The sequence below is a fragment of the Corynebacterium sp. UMB2355A genome (assembly GCF_033877495.1).
Classification (GTDB): Bacteria; Actinomycetota; Actinomycetes; order Mycobacteriales; family Mycobacteriaceae; genus Corynebacterium; species Corynebacterium pseudogenitalium.
In genome coordinates this window covers 2,272,844-2,291,368 of sequence record NZ_CP138855.1, presented here as the reverse complement: position 1 = coordinate 2,291,368, position 18,525 = coordinate 2,272,844, and the positions used below count along the sequence as shown (strand labels likewise).

At 59.5% G+C, this 18,525-nt stretch carries 13 protein-coding genes and 1 tRNA gene; 6 read left to right on the top strand and 8 right to left on the bottom strand.

Annotation, left to right across the window (positions count from 1 at the left end):
• Nucleotides 1-48: 48 nt before the first annotated feature.
• Together lysA and argS are read right to left on the bottom strand one after the other, a co-directional pair.
• Nucleotides 49-1,383, bottom strand: a complete 1,335-nt coding sequence (gene lysA, locus R0V12_RS10925; RefSeq protein ID WP_320072616.1) for a diaminopimelate decarboxylase — start codon at nt 1,381-1,383, stop codon at nt 49-51.
• Between the two features lie 10 nt (nt 1,384-1,393).
• Nucleotides 1,394-3,046, bottom strand: coding sequence for an arginine--tRNA ligase (gene argS, locus R0V12_RS10920; protein ID WP_320072615.1), 1,653 nt, complete (start codon nt 3,044-3,046; stop codon nt 1,394-1,396).
• A 233-nt stretch (nt 3,047-3,279) separates the two neighbouring features.
• Between argS and R0V12_RS10915 the strand changes: the two genes are divergently transcribed.
• The 6 genes from R0V12_RS10915 to R0V12_RS10890 all read left to right on the top strand — a co-directional run bounded on the left by R0V12_RS10915 (nt 3,280) and on the right by R0V12_RS10890 (nt 9,778).
• The gene (locus R0V12_RS10915; RefSeq protein ID WP_256041836.1) at nt 3,280-4,956 is read left to right on the top strand and encodes an L-lactate permease; all 1,677 of its coding nucleotides are present in this window, start codon (nt 3,280-3,282) and stop codon (nt 4,954-4,956) included.
• 48 nt (nt 4,957-5,004) lie between these two features.
• On the top strand, nt 5,005-5,790 hold the full coding sequence (locus R0V12_RS10910; RefSeq protein WP_071568621.1) for a (Fe-S)-binding protein: 786 nt from the start codon (nt 5,005-5,007) through the stop codon (nt 5,788-5,790).
• A complete protein-coding gene (locus tag R0V12_RS10905; RefSeq protein WP_320072614.1) occupies nt 5,787-7,316 on the top strand; it encodes a LutB/LldF family L-lactate oxidation iron-sulfur protein in 1,530 nt (509 codons plus the stop codon). Before R0V12_RS10910 ends, R0V12_RS10905 begins: the two co-directional genes overlap by 4 nt.
• Nucleotides 7,317-7,318: 2 nt before the next feature.
• A complete protein-coding gene (locus R0V12_RS10900) occupies nt 7,319-7,963 on the top strand; it encodes a LutC/YkgG family protein (protein WP_070479493.1) in 645 nt (214 codons plus the stop codon).
• A 78-nt stretch (nt 7,964-8,041) separates the two neighbouring features.
• The gene (locus R0V12_RS10895; RefSeq protein WP_256041835.1) at nt 8,042-9,619 is read left to right on the top strand and encodes an alpha/beta fold hydrolase; all 1,578 of its coding nucleotides are present in this window, start codon (nt 8,042-8,044) and stop codon (nt 9,617-9,619) included.
• Between the two features lie 85 nt (nt 9,620-9,704).
• Nucleotides 9,705-9,778: transfer RNA gene (locus R0V12_RS10890), tRNA-Arg, on the top strand.
• Nucleotides 9,779-9,889: 111 nt separating this feature from the next.
• Here R0V12_RS10890 and R0V12_RS10885 read toward each other — a convergent pair.
• The 6 genes from R0V12_RS10885 to R0V12_RS10860 all read right to left on the bottom strand — a co-directional run bounded on the left by R0V12_RS10885 (nt 9,890) and on the right by R0V12_RS10860 (nt 18,492).
• Nucleotides 9,890-10,123 carry a PspC domain-containing protein gene (locus tag R0V12_RS10885; RefSeq protein ID WP_070362646.1) on the bottom strand — a complete coding sequence of 78 codons (234 nt, stop codon included), beginning with the start codon at nt 10,121-10,123 and terminating at the stop codon, nt 9,890-9,892.
• Between the two features lie 23 nt (nt 10,124-10,146).
• On the bottom strand, nt 10,147-10,620 hold the full coding sequence (locus R0V12_RS10880; protein ID WP_070362647.1) for a MarR family winged helix-turn-helix transcriptional regulator: 474 nt from the start codon (nt 10,618-10,620) through the stop codon (nt 10,147-10,149).
• Between the two features lie 44 nt (nt 10,621-10,664).
• Nucleotides 10,665-13,301, bottom strand: a complete 2,637-nt coding sequence (locus R0V12_RS10875; protein WP_256041834.1) for an AAA family ATPase — start codon at nt 13,299-13,301, stop codon at nt 10,665-10,667.
• Nucleotides 13,302-14,432, bottom strand: a complete 1,131-nt coding sequence (locus tag R0V12_RS10870) for a metallophosphoesterase family protein (protein WP_240492721.1) — start codon at nt 14,430-14,432, stop codon at nt 13,302-13,304.
• A 74-nt stretch (nt 14,433-14,506) separates the two neighbouring features.
• Entirely contained in the window at nt 14,507-15,370 is an 864-nt protein-coding gene (locus R0V12_RS10865; RefSeq protein WP_320072613.1) for a hypothetical protein, read from the bottom strand.
• Complete coding sequence (locus R0V12_RS10860) at nt 15,367-18,492, bottom strand: DEAD/DEAH box helicase (protein WP_320072612.1); 3,126 nt, start codon at nt 18,490-18,492, stop codon at nt 15,367-15,369. Before R0V12_RS10860 ends, R0V12_RS10865 begins: the two co-directional genes overlap by 4 nt.
• Between the last annotated feature and the right edge of the window lie 33 nt (nt 18,493-18,525).

Below are 18,525 nucleotides of genomic sequence, written 5' to 3'. Positions count from 1 at the left end.
AGCTACGGCGCAGTGTACCGCTTTGTCTATTTCGCACAGAATACATTCTTATTTATATTCACGCGAGAGAATGTCTTCAACAGTTTCTCGCCGCACCATCGGCTTGATCTTTCCAGCCCGGACCGCGACCACGGCAGGGCGCCCAAATGAGTTGTAATTCGAGCTCATCGGGTAGCAATATGCTCCTGTCGCAGGCATCGCGATCAGGTCGCCGCTGACAATGTCGTCCGGCCACTGAGCATCCTCGATGAGAATATCGCCGGACTCACAGTGGGAACCCACCACTCGAGTTGCCACCGGCTGGCCGCCTGTAAACCTGTTGACCACCCGGCCCTCGTAGACGGCGTCGTAAAGCGCTGGACGAATGTTGTCGCTCATGCCACCGTCAACGGAAATGTAGCGACGCGTCTTGGTGTACGAAATCTCGACGTCTTTGACCACGCCCGCGCTGTATAGCGTAATGGCGGATGGCCCGGCGATCGCACGGCCAGGCTCGACAACCACGGTCGGCGACGAGATGCCGAGTTCACCGGCAACCTCGTCGACGGCAGCCAACAGATCTTTCGCAACCGCAGCAACGTCCAATGGCGCTTCTTCCTCAAGCTGCGCGATGCCATATCCGCCGCCAAGGTCCAAGTACTCAAGCGCAACGCCACGCTCGGTCCAAATCTGCGCATACAGCGCAAGCACACGTTCCGCAGCGAGCTTGAACCCCTCTGCATCAAAGACCTGGGAGCCAACGTGGCAGTGCAGGCCGGTCAGGCGCAGATGCTCCGCATCGATCGCGGCACACGCCGCCTGATAGGCAGAGCCAGACGCCAAAGAAATACCAAACTTTTGGTCCTCGTGGCTCGTCGCGATGAATTCGTGTGTGTGCGCATCTACGCCTGGCTTCACGCGGATAAAGACCTCTTGGGTGGTCCCCATTTCCCCGGCAAGCTCATTGAGCTCTCGAAGCTCCTGGTGAGAATCAAGGACGACGTGCGCTACCCCGGAATCGATGCACAGCTGCAGAAAGCTGCGCGACTTATTATTCCCGTGCACCGTAATCCGCTCTGGCGGAAAGTTTGCAGCAAGCGCAATGCGAAGCTCATTTTCGCTCGCAACATCAAGCGCGAGGCCTTCCTCGTCAACCCAGTGGGCAATGTGCGTGGTCAAGAACGCCTTCGACGCGTAGTGCACATGTGCTGGGTCACCGAACGCCTTTGCCATATCGCGACACCGCGAGCGGAAGTCGTCCTCATCCACCACCATGACGGGCGTACCGTACTCTTCGGCAATCTCTGGAAGGGGCACGCCAGCGATAGTCACGACCCCGTCTTCTTCTCGTTTGGTGTTGCGTGGCCATACGTGCGCGGGAAGCGCATCAAACGCTGCGGTCATGTACTTCCTCCTACATCCGTTCCGGCGCGCTCACGCCGATCATGCCGAGTGCGTTTGCAAGTACCTGGCGCGCCGCCATCGCCAGTGCGAAGCGGGCGGTATGCAACGGCTCAACTTCCTCGCCCGGCTTCGGCAGGATCTGGCAGGCGTCGTAAAACTTGTGGAAGGAGCTAGCTAGTTCCTCCGCGTAGCGCGCGATTCGGTGCGGTTCGCGCAGCTGCGCGGCGGTGCTCACTACCTCTGGGAACTCACCCAGGGTACGAATGAGGTCGCCCTCCTTTTCATGCTCAAGCAACGCAACGTCCGCGCCGTCGGTAGTGACGCCAGCTTCCTTCGCCTTGCGAGCGATGGAGCACAGACGCGCGTGACCGTACTGCACGTAGTACACAGGGTTGTCGGAGGACTGCTTAGTCCACAGGTCAAGGTCAATGTCCAGCGTGGAATCCACAGAGGAGCGCACGAGCGAGTAGCGAGCCCCGTCAACGCCAATAGCGTCCACGAGATCGTTGAGAGTGATGATCGTCCCGGCGCGCTTCGACATCTTGACTGGCTGGCCATCACGCACAAGGTTGACCATCTGACCAATCAGCACCTCGACAGCCTCAGGGTCATAGCCAAGAGCCTGCGCTGCGGCGCGGAGGCGCGCAATGTAGCCGTGGTGGTCCGCGCCAAGCATGTAGATCGCCAGTGTGTGACCGCGGTCAAACTTGTCTGCCACGTACGCGATGTCGCCCGCGATGTAGGCGGCGTCGCCATCGGATTTCAGCACGACACGGTCCTTGTCGTCGCCAAACTGGGAAGAGCGCAACCACCAGGCGCCCTCGTTTTCGTACAGGTTGCCGTTGTCTTTGAGCGTTGTAATCGCCTTATCGACGGCCCCACTCTCAAACAGCGAATTTTCGTGGAAGAACACGTCGAAGTCCACGCCGAACTCGTGTAGGGACTCCTTGATCTGAGCAAACATCATTTCCACGCCTGCGGCACGGAACGTTTCCTGCACGTCTTCGGGGCTGCCATCAAGCGCATTCGGCTGCTTCGCCACAATGTCGGCGGCAATGTCATTGATGTAGGAGCCGCCGTAGCCGTCCTCTGGAGTCGGCTCCCCCTTTGCCGCTGCTACTAGTGAACGTGCGAAGCGGTCAATTTGGCCACCGTGATCGTTGAAGTAGTACTCGCGGGTCACCTCGGCACCGCTCGCCTCTAGCACGCGGCCAAGCGAGTCGCCCACAGCTGCCCAGCGGGTCCCGCCAAGGTGGATCGGGCCGGTTGGGTTCGCCGAGACGAATTCGAGGTTGATACGCTGGCCGTCAAGAAGAGATGAATTGCCGAAGGTCTCGCCTGCCGCCAAGATGTCCGCAACCAGCTGTCCCTGCGCGTCCGTGGCGAGGCGCAGGTTCAAGAACCCTGGGCCTGCGACGTCAGCTTCTGCGATTGCGGGGTTTTCCAGGAGGGCGTCGGCAAGCCACTGTGCAAGCTCGCGCGGGTTCGTACCGGCTTTCTTCGCCACCTGCAGTGCGATATTCGTCGCGTAATCGCCGTGCTCAGGGTTGCGCGGACGCTCGACGGTCACTGCATCGGGCACGACGGATGCGTCGAGATTGTGGTCGGAAAGCACCTTGACGGTCGCTTCATGAACTGTTGGAGCGAGATCAGCTGGAGTCATGGGCAAACAGTCTAATTCACGTGCCGGACATTCTCCCTATTCCCCCATAAATGCCGCGCGACCCCCATTTGACTACCCCCACCATAGGTACTGAAAACGCTACTAGCTTGAACTTCTACAGACCTCATCCATTTGTGTGACCTAGCATACTTTTTGGTTTTCTCATTGCAGATGTCACCACAGTACTTTGGGGAGGTATTTTGTGTAGCCCTCTGACTCCAAGGAGTGTCTCAGTGGACAAGTTTCAAATTATTACCGACGCAGTAGGGGGAAGCCTCGGGCTTTCTGCGCTCGTTTCCACGATTCCCCTTCTCACATTTTTCTTCATGCTGCTCGCGGTCAAGGCCCGCGCGCACACATCCGGCGCAGTAGCGCTGGTCGCAGCTATTGCAGTCGCCGTTTTCGGCTTCAACATGCCAACCGAGATGGCACTTGCGACTGCACTACGCGGCGGATTGTTCGGACTCTTTCCAATCGTGTGGGTGATCTTGACCGCGATCTGGTTTTACCAAATTACGGTTGCATCGCGTCGCTTTGAAGATCTTCGCCTGGTCTTTGACAAGATGGGCAGCGGCGACGTCCGCATCCAAGCAATGCTGATCGCGTTCTGCTTCGGTGGCCTACTCGAGGCCCTCGCTGGATTCGGCGCACCCGTCGCGATTACCGCGACGATGATTCTGGCGCTCGGCATCCCACCTTTGAAAGCCGCAACGGTAGTCCTGATTGCAAATACAGCGCCTGTGGCATTCGGCGCCGTCGCCATCCCCATTACCACCGCGGGCGAGGTCGGTGGCCGCACCCTCGAGCAAACGCAGAACATCGCCGCGATCGTTGGCCACCAGACCCCTCTGCTCGCATTCTTTGTTCCTTTCATCATCGCAGCAATTATCGACGGCTGGCGAGGCATCAAAGAAACCGCGCCTATCGCGGTGGCGATCGGGCTGAGCTTCGGCATTGCCCAGTGGTGGACATCGAACCACTTCGCCTACCAGCTCACGGATGTCGTAGCCTGCATCGTTGCCCTTGGGGCTGCCTTCGTGGCGCTTCGCTTCTGGAAGCCTTCGACTACTGCCGCTCTCCGCGAACGCCTCGGCTTGCCTGAGCACGAGGACAATACTGAACTGCCTGGCACCCGAGTCTGGATGGCGCTGATGCCGTACGCAGTCGTGGTTGTCGTCTTCGGTCTAGCGAACCTGGGCACAACCATCCCGCAGTGGCTGAGCTCGTTCAAGATCAGCCTGACATGGCCTGTTATCGAGCGCGGACTGCTCTTCAACCAGCTGGGTGAGCCAATCAACACCGACTACACCTTCGCCTACATCAACAACCCCGGCACGCTCCTGGTCATTTCTGGCCTCATCGTCGCTATCGCCTACATGATCTTTGACGGAAACGGTCTCTACCAGCTCAACTGGGCACAGGTGGGACGTGAGTTCGTCGATACTTTCTGGCGCATGCGTTGGTCATCCACCACTATCATGTTGGTGCTCGCGTTGGCCTACGTCATGAACTACTCGGGCCAGACCGTTTCGATCGGCGAGTTTTTCGCCAACATGGGCGGCGTATTCGCATTCGCTGCCCCAGTGCTTGGTTGGGTCGGCGTGGCAGTAACCGGCTCCGACACCTCCGCCAACGCGCTCTTCGCCAATCTGCAAGTGACTGCGGCGAATAAGTTGGGGCTGAACCCAGACCTGATGCTGGCGGCGAATACGACCGGTGGTGTCGTCGGCAAGATGATTTCGCCGCAGTCGCTCGCTATTGCCGCAACCGCTGTGAATATGGAGGGTAAAGAATCTGAACTCTTTAAGAAGGTCGCTGGCTTCTCGGCAGCATTCTTGGTAGCAGTGTGCGTAATTGTGTTCCTGCAAACCAACATACTGAGTTTTCTAGCCCCAACTGTTGTACCGTAGACGTATTACCATTATCTGTATCGTTCACGACCAACAAAGGAGTCCACATTGCGAGTAGCACTGTTTTCTACTTGTATCGGTGACGCCCTGTTCCCTGACGCGCACAAGGCTTCAGCGCTTGTTCTCTCTCGTCTGGGCTACGAAGTAGTCTTCCCTGAGGGCCAAACCTGCTGTGGCCAGATGCACGTCAACACGGGCTACCAGGAACAAGCTGTGCCGATCATCCAGACATACGCCGATGCGTTTGCCGACCCTTCCATCGACTATGTCGTGGCCCCCTCCGGCTCCTGCGCAGGCGCAGTTCGCGAACAGCACGTGCGCCTCGCCGAACGATACGGCAACAAAGCACTTGTCGACGGCGCTACGCAAGCAGCGAATAAAACCTACGAGCTCACCGAGTTCATCGTGGACGTCGCTGGCGTGACCAACCTCGGCGCGTTCTTCCCACACAGGGTGACTTACCACGAGTCTTGTCACTCTCGCCGCTTCCTGAAGGTCGGCGACCGCCCTTACAAGTTGCTTGAAGCCGTCGAAGGCATCGAGCTCGTGGACCTGCCGAACGTCGAAGAGTGCTGCGGATTCGGCGGCACCTTCTCGGTGAAACTGCCCGAGGTTTCCGCGGCGATGGTTTCCGACAAGGTGCGCCACATCAAGGAGTCAAAGGCGGAGTTTGTCACTGCCGGTGACTCCTCGTGCTTGATGAACATCGCTGGCGCGATGAGCCGCCAGCACAACGGCATCCGCGCGCTGCATATTGCAGAGATTCTCGCATCCACGAAGGAACACCCGTGGACGCCTACGACCGCTGCGTATTCGAAGGAGAAAATGCTGTGAAAGTTGCACTCGGCAAGCCAACGATGCCCCCAGTGGCGCAAGGACCGAACCACCTGCGTGGCTCGGAGCGCTTCGGACAGGCTGCGCACCACGAACTCGATAACGTTACGAAGCGTCGTAACCTCAACTACGCAACCACTGCTATTCGTGTAAAGCGTCAAAACGTTGTCGACGAGCTCGACGACTGGCAGGAGCTTCGCACCGCTGGCTCCACCATCAAGCAGGATGTTGCGGCTCGCATGCCTGAGCTGCTCGAGGAGTTCGAGCGCAACGTCACCGCGCGTGGCGGCCACGTCCACTGGGCGCGCGACGCCAAGGAAGCCAACGACATCATCGCTTCGCTCATTGAGGAGACAGGCGAGACTGAGGTTGTCAAGATCAAGTCGATGGCAACGCAGGAGATCGCGCTCAACGAAGAGCTGGAGAAGCGCGGCATCCATGCACAGGAAACTGACCTTGCGGAGCTCATCGTGCAGCTTGGTGAGGACTTCCCGTCGCACATTCTCGTGCCCGCAATCCACCGCAACCGCGAAGAAATCCGAAACATCTTCGTGGATAAGATGCCAAACACCGACGACTCACTGACGAACAACCCGGCAGAGCTCGCCGAAGCCTCCCGAACCTTCCTACGCGAACAGTTCATGAAGGCGAAGGTCGCGATCTCGGGTGCCAACTTCGGCATCGCGGAAACCGGTACCGTATCCATCGTCGAGTCCGAGGGCAATGGCCGCATGTGCTTGACCTTGCCGGAAACACTGATCTCAGTGATGGGCATCGAAAAGCTCCTGCCATCGTTCGAGGACCTCGGTGTCTTCCTGCAGTTGCTGCCACGCTCCTCCACCGGTGAGCGCATGAACCCGTACACCTCGCTGTGGTCCGGTGTTACTGAGGGCGACGGCCCGCAGAACTTCCACATCGTGCTCCTGGACAACGGTCGTACCCACGCGATGTCGAATGAGATCGGCCGCGAGGCGCTGAAGTGCATTCGCTGCTCCGCATGTCTCAACGTGTGCCCGGTCTACGAGCGCGCTGGTGGCCACTCCTACGGCTCGACGTACCCTGGCCCAATCGGCGCGATTATCACGCCGCAGCTGACCGGCATGGAGTCCGCCGAGGACCCGAACGCGTCGCTACCGTTCGCATCTTCCCTGTGTGGGCGCTGCAACGAAGTGTGCCCAGTGAAGATCCCGATCACAGACATCCTGCTTGAGCTTCGCCACCAAAAGGTAAAGGAGCACAAGCCTTTCCTGGAATCCACGGCCTTCGGCGCTATTTCCCTGCTGTGGGGCAAGCCTGCACTGTGGAACGCCGCAATGCACGTTGTAGCGCTGGGTCGCGTACTTGGCGGTTTCAAGGGCGAGATTTCCTCGATGCCCGGTTTCGTTGCTGGCTGGACCGACTACCGCGACGTAGCAGTTCCGCCGAAGAGGTCGTTCCGCCAGTGGTGGAATACGGACGAGGCGAAGGACCTCCTCGCTGAGGCCCGTCGCGAAGGCATCCCAGCTAATGTCAGGAAGGATGGCTAACAATGTCAAGCACCCGAAATGAAAGCGCGAAGCGCGAGATTCTTGACCGCATCCGCACTGCACAGAAGCTCTCCCATACCCCAGAGCACGTCGAACCTGTGCGCGAGTACCGCACCACCAGCGACCACACTCCCGAGCAGCTGCGCGAGATTCTCATCGATCGTCTCCTGGACTACAAGGCCACAGTTGTAGAGACAACGGAGGAGACCCTTGCCGCAGACATCGCCGATATTCTGGCGAAGCGCGAGGCAACCGAGATTGTTTACGCCCCGGGTCTCGACACCGCGCTGTTCGAAGAGTTTGCTGGCAGCGCCCGCCCAGACGACCCATCGAGCGATCCGCGTGAGCTCGGCACTATCGGTGCCGCAGTAACGGATTCCCACGTCACTTCAGCACAGACCGGTTCGATCGTGCTCGAAGCTGGCGAGCTGTGCGGCCGCCGTGCACTGTCACTGGTCCCCGATCGCCATGTGGTCATCGTCCGTCCAGAGTCAGTGGTCTACGGCGTGCCGGAAATGATCGCTCGCATCGATCCGGAAAAACCCGCTACCATGATTTCTGGTGGTTCAGCGACCTCAGATATCGAGCTTGTTCGTGTCGAGGGCGTCCACGGGCCCCGCGACCTGATCGTGATGGTTGTGAAGTAGAAACACACCGTCGACATTCCCTACCGATCAGCGCATCGGTAGGGATTTGTCTTTTCGCACCCCAACGGAAGGAATGCAATGCGCACCACAGCTTCAGTAATTGCGGCGCTCGGACTGCTTGGCATGGCCGTCGTAACGCCTGCTACTGCGCAGCCAGCACCGGCTGTGCAGTGGACCAAATGCCCGAAAGAAGTCAAAGATTCAACAGCGCAGTGCGGACACATCGACGTCCCCATGCGCTACAACCAGCCGAACGGCAAAAAGATTCAAATTGGATTCGTACGAGTCCCAGCGAAAACCCAAGCGCGCCGAGGCGCACTGTTTACCAACCCCGGTGGCCCAGGTGGCGACGCCTACGCTTACGCAGCCGGCAACATTCTTGATTTCCCGAAAGAACTCAACAACGAGTGGGACATCATCGGTGTGCAACCCCGTGGCCTGCCCGGCTCGACTGCACTTGAGTGCGCAATTCCCGATGTGAACGATCCTGGCCAGATAGCCAAGCTCACTGCTGACAGTCTCTTCAACGCAGGAGGTTTCAACCGTTCGGCCTGCCAAGGCGACAAGCCTGGCTACCCCGAAACCATCACCACGGAGAACACCGCGCGCGATTGGGAGGAAGTTCGACGCGCGCTGGGCTACCAGCAGATTTCCATCCTCGGTGTCTCCTACGGCACGTACCTTGGTTCCGTATACGCGACGCTATTCCCCCAGCACACCGACAAGGTTGTGCTTGACTCCGCAATGGATCCAACCCGTTCCTGGAACGGCATTGCCGCCGACCAACAAGCAGCGTACGAGAAGGCGCTCAACGAATACTTCGCGTGGGTAGCACTCAACGACACCAAGTATCACATGGGCAACACTCCCCTGAAGGCGTACCAGTACTGGTCGCGCAAGGTAAGCGCGCAAGCGGGAACTAATCCCACCGTCACTCCCCCGCCTGCACGCGTTGGCGATCTGCCAGCGGGCCTGGAGTTCGCCGGGCAGGCTGGCGCGGACGCCATGACAGCAGTCGGGAAAACCCGTGTCGAAGGTGAAGGCGTCATCAGCCGCATGCTGAACCCTGGTGCTGTACAAGCTAAGTCGCCGCTCCTGCAGGAGACCCGCGCTATGCTTCCAACCCCAAAGATGTGGGACTACCTGGCACGGTCCACAAACGGCACCCTGACCGCTGAAGAATCGAAGCAGCCGTCCAAGGAAGAGATTCAGCAGGCGGTGGATCAGATGATGGCGGTCGAGCAGCTGCAGGCTGCCCAGTGGTGCAATGAGAACGTTGTCCCCGGCGACCCAACGCTGCTCCCCTCATTTGCATGGTCACAGCTCACGGGAGACCCGTTTACGTTCTTCAACGCTTCACGCGGCTCAGGGTGGTACTGCAACGGCGCCGGCGCAGTCACCGGAATCGCGCCACTCAACGGGGCGGCATTAAAGACTCGCCCATTGCAGCTGTCCGCGACCCGTGACCCCCAGACGCCGTACTCAGGCCACGGACAACTCGCCCGCAGAATGGGAACCCAGGTAGTCACGATTCACGGCCCGGGCCACGCGCACTTCGGCACCGGCAATAAAGTTGTCGACGCCACCGTCATCAACTACCTGCGCACCGGCAAGGCCGATCGCACTGATGCACCAGGCTACTGGGAGGCCCAATAGCAGCTACTTTCCGCAGTCTTAGGCCAGTTATGTGCCCAGCATATCTGGTGCTAAGATTGCGTCATTGCTTGTGAATAAGCAGTGAGTCTCCGTAGCTCAGCGGATGAGAGCATCGGTTTCCGGTACCGAAGGTCGCAGGTTCGAATCCTGTCGGGGACACAATTTTTCAACCCCCGCTACCTGGTGAAATTCCTGGTAGCGGGGGTTTGTTGGTTTTGACTGATTTTACCTGAAATCGTCTCCCCTACGCTTTCAGAACGCAATTTCGTGCTAAAACTCCGGGGGAATCACAATCCAGGCCACTATATACAGGATGAACAAAGGCACAAACGCCGTGCAGAGCCCAATCAACACCGTGCCGATTCGTACAATCGCAGGGTCGAGTCCAAAGTACTCCGCGATGCCGCCACAGACCCCGCCGATGTATTTGTCCACCATGGAACGCTGTAGCCGCTTCGGTGCCGGGTTCGGTTGGTAGTGAGGTTGGTTCGTCGGATAAGACATGGCGCCTCGCTTTCCTAGAGTCGTTACTTGTTATGCCCAGGGCCGGTTTGCGCACCGAGTACACCCTGAAAAAATCTGGTCAAAGCTGGGATGTCGGCGTCATCAAGGTGGTCGAACACCAGGCGTCGCACGCTTTCAACGTGGCCCGGGGCTGCAGCCTCGAGTCGCTGTAGACCGTCCTCGGTGAGCGCTACCAAGACGCCACGGGCGTCTCCCGGGCTCTTCTGCTTTGATACCAAACCGCGCTTCTCCATGCGGGTGACCTGGTGCGATGTTCGGGATCGGTCCCACTCCAGTGCACCGCATAAGTCACGCAAGCGCATCGTGTACCCATCCACTTCTGAAAGGCTGACCAGCACAGAGAACTCCGAAGTCGACAAGTTTGAGTCTGCCTGGAGTGTGTCGTCGAGCGCGCGCGAAATTTTGCGCGCAGTGGCAAGCATGAGCCGCCACAGGTCTTGCTCGGCGTCGCTGAGCCAGTGGGGTGCGTCAGACATGCACCCCACTGTAGTAGATCAACCAAACAGTTTCATAGCATTAATTAATTGGTTTTTAGCTGCTCAATCTCGTATCGGTTGCTACTGGCAACGCCGTCGTACCGGTTGGGGTAACACGTCAGCACAATCACTTGAGCATGCTTGCCCACCCTGTTAAACAGCGCGTTCATCAGTTGCAGCCGGTGGGGGTCCGTCGCGCCGAGTGCATCGTCTATCACCACAGGTACCGGTGCTGTTCCATCACGGGCGACAAGCTCCGCAATGGCAAAACGGGTCAGCAAGGCGAGCTGCTCCTGTGCGCCACCAGAAAGCTCCTCGATCGGCAGGGACACACCAGCAACGTTGCGGCGGGTGATTTGCAGTTGGTCGTCGAGCTCGAATTCCACATCTCTGCCAAACAGCGCCCCCGCGTAGCCCTCCAGCGCAGCAGCGAACGGCGCCGCGTAGCGCGCATTCGCCTCTTCACGGTAGCGCTGTAGCGTGTCATACAAGAGCTTGGTTGCCTCAGCACGGCGGGTGGTACGGCGGTACTCAGACTCAGCTGCGTCCAACATCGCTTCGGCTCGGTCGACCTTTTCCGCAATACCAGTCGCCATTTCAAAAAAGCTTTTCAGCTCGGCAACGCGTCTATCGGCGGCATTGTAGCGGTCCTGCAAGTTCACGACGCGGGTTTGCGCGCTTTCGAGCAGCGCCTGTGCCATGTCCACGTTGGCCTCGTTTGCCGCCGTGGTGACCTCTTCAAGTTTTGTGCGCGCAGCGCGCAGTCCAGCCTCAGCAGTTGCTTGTGCCTCGCCCAAGTCTTCCGACGTTGTATGTTCCTGTTCTGTTCGCAACTCTTCATCGGCGATACGTACTGCTTCCTCGTGCGTTGCGAGTTTGGTCTCCAGTACAAGCAGTGCCTGGCGGGCCTTTCGCTCCCGGTGCGGCTCCAGCGCAGCCACCGCCACTTCCGCGTCATGCTGGGCATTCTGTAAAGCAGCCTCTGCAGCAGCGGCCTCGTGCTCAGCAGCATCGAGTTCCTTTAAAGCTACGTCTTCCCCCAAGGCCTCAGCGTGCTCTGCGTGTAGTTTCTGCAGCTTTAGGTGACGCTCCTGCAACGCTGACAAGTCCCTGCCTGCGAGGATGTCTTCCCTGCGTCGCTTGGATTCCTCCACGCGTTGAGCAAACGTCCGATGCTCATCACGCTTCGCTCGCGCCTCCGTAACGTCAGCACAACCAAGCTCCGCGAGTAGCTCCTCAAGCGCGCGCTCCGCATCTTCCACCGCGCTGTACTGGTTCGCGCCGCTGGCGCCAGCACTGTAGGTCAGATGAAACTCACCGAATTCAAAGGTGGTGGCGTCGAAAAGCTCGATAGTGCGCTCGCCTTTGACGTGTGTGGGGGCGTCGTCGTGCACGAAGGTGGCGTCATCGGCACGCACGGTCAGTTTCGCGGTCGAGGCTGCACGGATGGTGCGCTGTACCTTTACTTCACTCGCAGCTTCTTCCACTCGAGTCACATCGGCGTCGGTGACGGGACGACTAGGGGCCTCAGCAACGAGTTTTTGATACTCGGCTTGCGCACCGTCAACCTGGTCAAGCACTGCCTGCAGATCTGAGAGTTCCTGTTGGCACAGCGAGTACTCACGCAGAGCGCTGGCACGGCGTGCCTCCTCGCGTGCATTCGTCAGTGCAGCTTGACGCCGCTCCACGGTTTCGGTGAGTGTCGCAATGGTAGCTTCCTCTTCATCACTGGCTTGCTGGGCGGCGCCCTTCTCCTGCTCGAGCGCTGCCTGCTGCTCACCCAACAGTGCGACGCGCTGCTCCAACTTCTTCCTGTTTTCCACATCCTGCGCTGCGCGCTGTGCCGTGAGCTCTGCGTATTTCACAGCTGCTTGCGCAGCCTGAAGTTTTGCGGCAACCTCTTCGGCGCGCTTCGCCTCGGCTTGACTGGACTCAAGATCTCGCTGTGCTTCCGGCAGCTCATCCTGGATCTGCTGCATTTGCTGCTGCAAGCGCTCAACTTCTACGACTTCATTGTCAAACTTCCGCTTTTCCTGCAACAGCGATTCGTACTGTTGCTGCGCTTCTTCTGCTGCTTTCCGGAGCTTGTCGTATTCGCCACGCGGGCGACCTGTGGGTGTGAAGTACGCTGTGTATTCGTCGCTGATGCGCTGCATGAGCGCAGTGTCATCGTAGGCGGCTTCCTCTGCGCTACGTCCAGCGTCCCCGTCAAGGGTCCTCACAACACTTGGGATGCCAGCTGCGCTGATCCCTGCTGCGAACTGCCCCTGGCGCAGGAAGAGCGTCGAGGCGAGCTCCTGGTCAAGGTTTTCCGCGAGGATCCGCGCAAGCTCGTCGTCAGCCTCGCGGCCGGTGTATTGGCGCAGCTGCGGTCTGGTGATGTTGAGCTCCGAGTACTTCCCCTTCCCCCACTGTTTGGCAATGGTGAAGCTGTAATCGCCAACCGTCGCCTCAAGCCGTACCGCAGGCGAAACGTCCCTCCCGATCGGGGTGAGCACGCCAATCTTCTTCCCGCCGGCAGTATGGCGCTCGTTCAGCACTGTCGTCAACGCGTCAAGGATGGTGGATTTGCCCGCCTCGTTGTTGCCATGGATCACGATCACACCGGTATCTGGCAGGTCTCGGAGTTCTAATCGCTGAATACCACGGAAGTTTTCAATGGTGATCGAATGGATGCGCATCTAGTTCACTTCCTTGGAGAATCGGAACAGAAGGTTCACTGCGTCACGGGCTGTCGCAGAGCCTGTGACATCATCTTGCACGGAAGCCTGGCAGATCAGGTCCCGCATCGCCTCGGCCGCGTAACCGCTCAGCGGAAGGTTTTCGAGCTCTTCATCGCTGGGCGCCAAGTGCAAGCTCATGAGGCGCTCACGCTCATACAACGCGGCAAACACCGGCTCAAGCCGCCCTATCGCCTGCTCAAAGGTAGCCATCGCCGCAAGGCCAAGCGTGCCACGCACCGAATACTTCACCACCGTGCGGTCTTTGTGCTCGTAGCGTTCAAGCTGATCCACAATCTTTGCGACGTCCCCTTCGTCACTAACCTCCCAGTCCAGTGCCTCAAACGTCCATGCTCCTGTCTCAACTGGCTCGACGTTCACAGTGCAATCGTCTGCGGAGGACTTCGCAATCTCGACGACGAGGGCATTGCCGGAGTTGACCTCGCCGCCACCACCAGGACCACCGATAGCAAAGTCGTGGAAATCGGTTGTTTCCGGGCTGCCCGAGAACCACACGCGCCCACTCGTGCCGAGTGACTGCGTGGAGTGCGTATCCCCCAACGCGACGTAATCGATCACCCCCGAGGCCAGCTTCTCCTCCAGCAAATCCAGATCGATGAGCGCTTCGGCCTGTTCTTTGCCGTAGCCGTCTACTTGGCCGTGGCCAACGAGGACTCGAATCGTATCCGTCGGCTCCAAGTCACGTACGGCACGGGCACAGAGGTCCTCAGAGGCGTATCGGGCTTTGAGAGGCGCGCCGACAAGCTCAACGCCAGGGACGACCTCTACGGGATCGAAGGAATCGAGCACGTGCACATTCTCAAGGTCATCGGTGGCGTGGAAAATGGAGTCCGCCACCAGCGGGTCGTGGTTGCCCGGGAGCAAGTACACCGGCACTGGCAGGCGCTTCAGCACCTCGAGTGCTCGACCAAGCGTCTCCCGTTCGAGCGCGTTGTGCTCAAACACATCACCGGCGATCACAATACAGTCTGCATCATGCTCCGTGGCTACTTGGCCGAGGCGTTCAACGGCGCGCAAGCGGGCGTCGTCAAACCTCGATTGGGCTTCGGAGCGCAGAAACTTCCGAGTCATGCCAAGCTGCAGGTCAGAGGAGTGGATAAATCGAAACGTGTTCACATACTCACTACTACCAAACGGCTCGGACATTAGTCTTCGGTTTCAGTCAGAGCGTAGAACAGATCTTCGATATCGGAGACAGCCCGCAGCTGGTCGATGTTGGTAAAGGAAATCGTCTGCATCGCCTTGTGCAACATCGTGATGTCAGAATCTTCGATCATCGGAGCGACTTTCGGGGTAGGCAAATCAGGTAACGCGCCGCCTTCCCAAAAGTCCGGCTGCGGGCGCGGTGTAGACGCCGTGACTTCGCCCGGCGCGTCAGGCTGCGCTGCCTCGTGCTGCACAGTCGGTGGCGCCATGCCGGTCAGTCGCGCAATCGAGCTATCCCGAAGTTGGAGAATGAACTCGTGGTGCTCACTCATGCGCTGCGCGGCCTGGTATCCCACGGCCACAATGTGTTTGCAGGCCACGACTGGGTCAGGACAGCTGCAGTGCAGCCGGAACTCTTCGGGCCCGTTGGCGATCAGTGTGTCTAAGGCCTCGTCGGTATATACACCGTTGCGTGCCTTCATCAGCGCGGCTGAATCATGGGCAATCTCAGCAAGCAGCCCGCCTATGTCAGCAGCAGTGCGACGTGGCAGCTCGATCACAGTGTGGAACGGCTCGATTTGTGAGCCCGTCACAACCGCATCAATCCCGCCCAACCGCGGATAGAGCTCGGCGACGTGGCCACCGTTGGCGTACGCAATGCCCCGCTTAATACGACCGGCATCGCTGTAGCGCACTACTGCTTCCCAGATTCCGCGGCCGGCTGCATTCCATGTCGCGGGCACGTCTTTGTACCGCGACCGAGTCTCCGCTGCTTGTTTCGCCTGCTTCTGCTCAGGCGAGCGTCGCCGTGCACCAAAATTGGCGTAGATGACGTTATCTTCGCGTGGCCGTTGTGTGCTCATAAGTTGCGCTCGCCTCCGTTGCCTCGGTAGCTCATCAGTTGTGCAAGGTCGTCCGCGTCGAGCTCCGTGATCCAACCCTCGCCTTCACCGATCACGGCGCCCGCGAGGTGCATCTTGCCGTCCAAGATGTCCTGGATTGACTCCTCCATGGTTCCGCGCGTAATCATCTTGTACACGGTGACGTCCTTCTTCTGGCCAATGCGGAACGCACGGTCCGTCGCCTGGTTTTCCACGGCGGGATTCCACCAGCGGTCAAGGTGGATCACCATCGATGCAGCAGTCAGGTTGAGTCCGGTACCACCTGCTTTGAGGCTCAGCAGCATCGCACGCGGCCCGTTCGGCTCCTGGAAGTGCGCAACCATAGCATCGCGCGCGCTCTTTCCTACCCCGCCGTGGAGGAACGGGATGAGCTCGCCGAGGTAGTCGCTCAGGTATGGCTGCAGGATGTCACCAAACGCTTTGTACTGGGTAAAGATCAACACTCGTTGGTCGGTTCGCACTGCTTCATTGAGCAGCTCCACAAGGCGGGCGACCTTGCCGGACCTGTGGTGGCCGTCGGCAAGTACTGGTGATCCATCGCCCAGAAAGTGAGCCGGGTGGTTGCAGATCTGCTTGATGCGAGTGATCGTGGCAAGCACGAGGCCTTTACGCGCCATACCCTTGCGTTCCTGCAGTTCGCGCTGCATGCGGTCAACGAGTGCGGTGTACAGCGCCGCTTGCTCTGCAGTCATGTCCACTGTCAGTACATGCTCAGCCTTGTCCGGCAGGTCGTCGATAATCGCGGTGTCTGTCTTCAGCCTGCGCAGGATAAATGGCGCGGTGAGGCGCTGCAGGCGCTCCCCCATCTCGTCTGCGAGGCCCTCGTCCCGGCGCGACTCAATTGCCCGAGCGAAGTGGTTGCGGAAGAAGGACTGCGAGCCGAGGATGCCGGGGTTCACAAAGTCGAGGAGGCTGCGCAGTTCAGAGAGCTTGTTTTCAATCGGGGTGCCTGTCAGCGCGATACGGTGGCGAGCTGGCAGCGCTCGCACGCTTTTCGACGCCCTCGTCCCCGCATTCTTAATCGCCTGAGCTTCGTCGAGCACCACATGGTCCCACTCGATCAAAGACAAGTCGATCACATCGCGCGATGCGATCCCATAGGAGGTGATGGTGATGTCATGCTTCTTGAGAGCCTCGCGCAGTTCCTCTCCCTTGTACCGGGCACTGCCGTGGTGGACATATATAGAAAGGTGTGGCACGAACTTCGCAGCTTCGCGTGCCCAGTTGCCCACCACGGAGGTCGGCGCAACAACGAGGGTTGGTCCGGTGCGCTGCCCGCGTTCCTCTTCGACGGCAAGCAGGGTGAGCAGCTGGAGCGTCTTGCCGAGCCCCATGTCATCGGCAAGCACGGCACCTAGGTGGTTGCGGGACATGTAGTAGAGCCAATCCACGCCACGACGCTGGTACTCGCGGAGCTCAGCATGCACAGTTCTTGGGATGTCGACGCGCTCCGGCGCCGGGCGGTCCATTCCGCCGACCAGAGACGTAAACCAACGGGACCCAGTGAACTCAAGCGGCGAGTCTGGCCCACTCTCCAGCGCAAGCTGACGCAGCTCCTCCGCGGTCACCGCGCCGTGTTCCTCTGACGCTTCGAGTTTCTGGTACTCCTCCTCGAGCTGGTCAGCGCGGGCAGCGAGCGCTTCGGCGTCATCTGCTCCCGCATCAGCTGCGAGCTGCGCAGTCGTCCGGGCTTCTTCTGCTTCACGCTTGGCCCGCGCAAGCGCCGTCCCGTGGAGTTTCTCCATGTACCGCTTCGTGCGCTCGAGGTGCTGTGTATCGGCGAGCACCCACTCGCCACGCAACTTGATCAGCCCAGACTTCGACTCGACGAGCCGCTGCATTTCGTCATCCGTCAGTTCAGTGCCGCCGATGCTGACGCGCCAGTCGTAATTGACCAGCTGGCCGAAGCCAAGCCGGGTCACCGCTGTTGCGTCGTACGGGTTCTTCGCTTCCGAAAGGTGCAGCTTCGATGTTGTCTCCGCAGTTGTCCAGGCGCGTGGCAGCATCACCGCGTAGTTCGCAAGCCGAAGCTTGCTCACCTCAGTCTCCACGAATTGCACAATCTCTTCCGCGGACAGGTACACGTCCCAGTCGCCATCGAGCGCAGAGCCCGGCGTTGTCGCGGCACGCCGGTGCGTCGATGGATCAATCAGGTCGGAGACCCTGATGGCGTCGCGAAGCACGGAGTGGAGCTGCTGCACCGTATAGGCGTCATACTCCGACAGCCGGATGGGCCGCGGCGATTCATCGCCGGAGCGCACGTTCACCCGGATCGGCCACTGTGTGAGCGCCTCATCGCCCCCATCTTCTGCGTCTGCGGGCTGCTCCACGATGAACACCAGTTGGAAATTTGTCGCAGTGATTGAGCCGTTCCACTGGCTCATCTGTCGCGAAAACGCGCTAGAGCCTCGCCGTAGCGGCGTCCCGTTAAGCAGCGACTGTACAAAATCGTGCCACGGAAACGGGCGCTCACCGCGCAGCATAGGGGAGTTACGCAGCTGGGCAGACGCGATCCAGTGCACAAATGTGCGCGAGCAGTCTTCGTCGAGCCTTCTGTTGTTTTCCGTAAGTACGCCCGGCGCAGCCGCAATCATGTCCGCGAGCCAACCGCGTTCCTCCACCCCGGTGCCGAGCTGCCACTGCGCGAACCACTGAAAGTCCTGAGACGGCACGTGAATCGATACCCTGCCAGCCTGTACAAACCGCTCAAGCCCGAGAAACATCTGGATGAGCCACAAAAGATCCGGGGCTACCGACGCCCGCTGTTGCTCCGTGAGCCCTTCCGGTGCCGGAACGTCTGGGTCCAGGAGGAAGGACATTGCTCGTAGAAACTGTACTGCCTCATCGGGGGCGAATGCTGCCGTCGGCACCCGGAGCCGCAATAGTTTGCCTTTCGGCGTGCGCAACATGACCTTGCCGCGGTGGCGGAACTTGACCCCTTCGAGCAGTGTGTGGACTGGTTCGGGGAAGGTCCCCTTCGGCACTTCGTCGAGTGTGATGATTTTATGGCCAGCCACCTGCTCGACCCAGACCTGCAAACCAGAATCTGGCAGCCACAGCCCGTGAAGAAGGAATTTTGGCAAGCCCACCCTTATACCATCCTTGATTTCGCTACA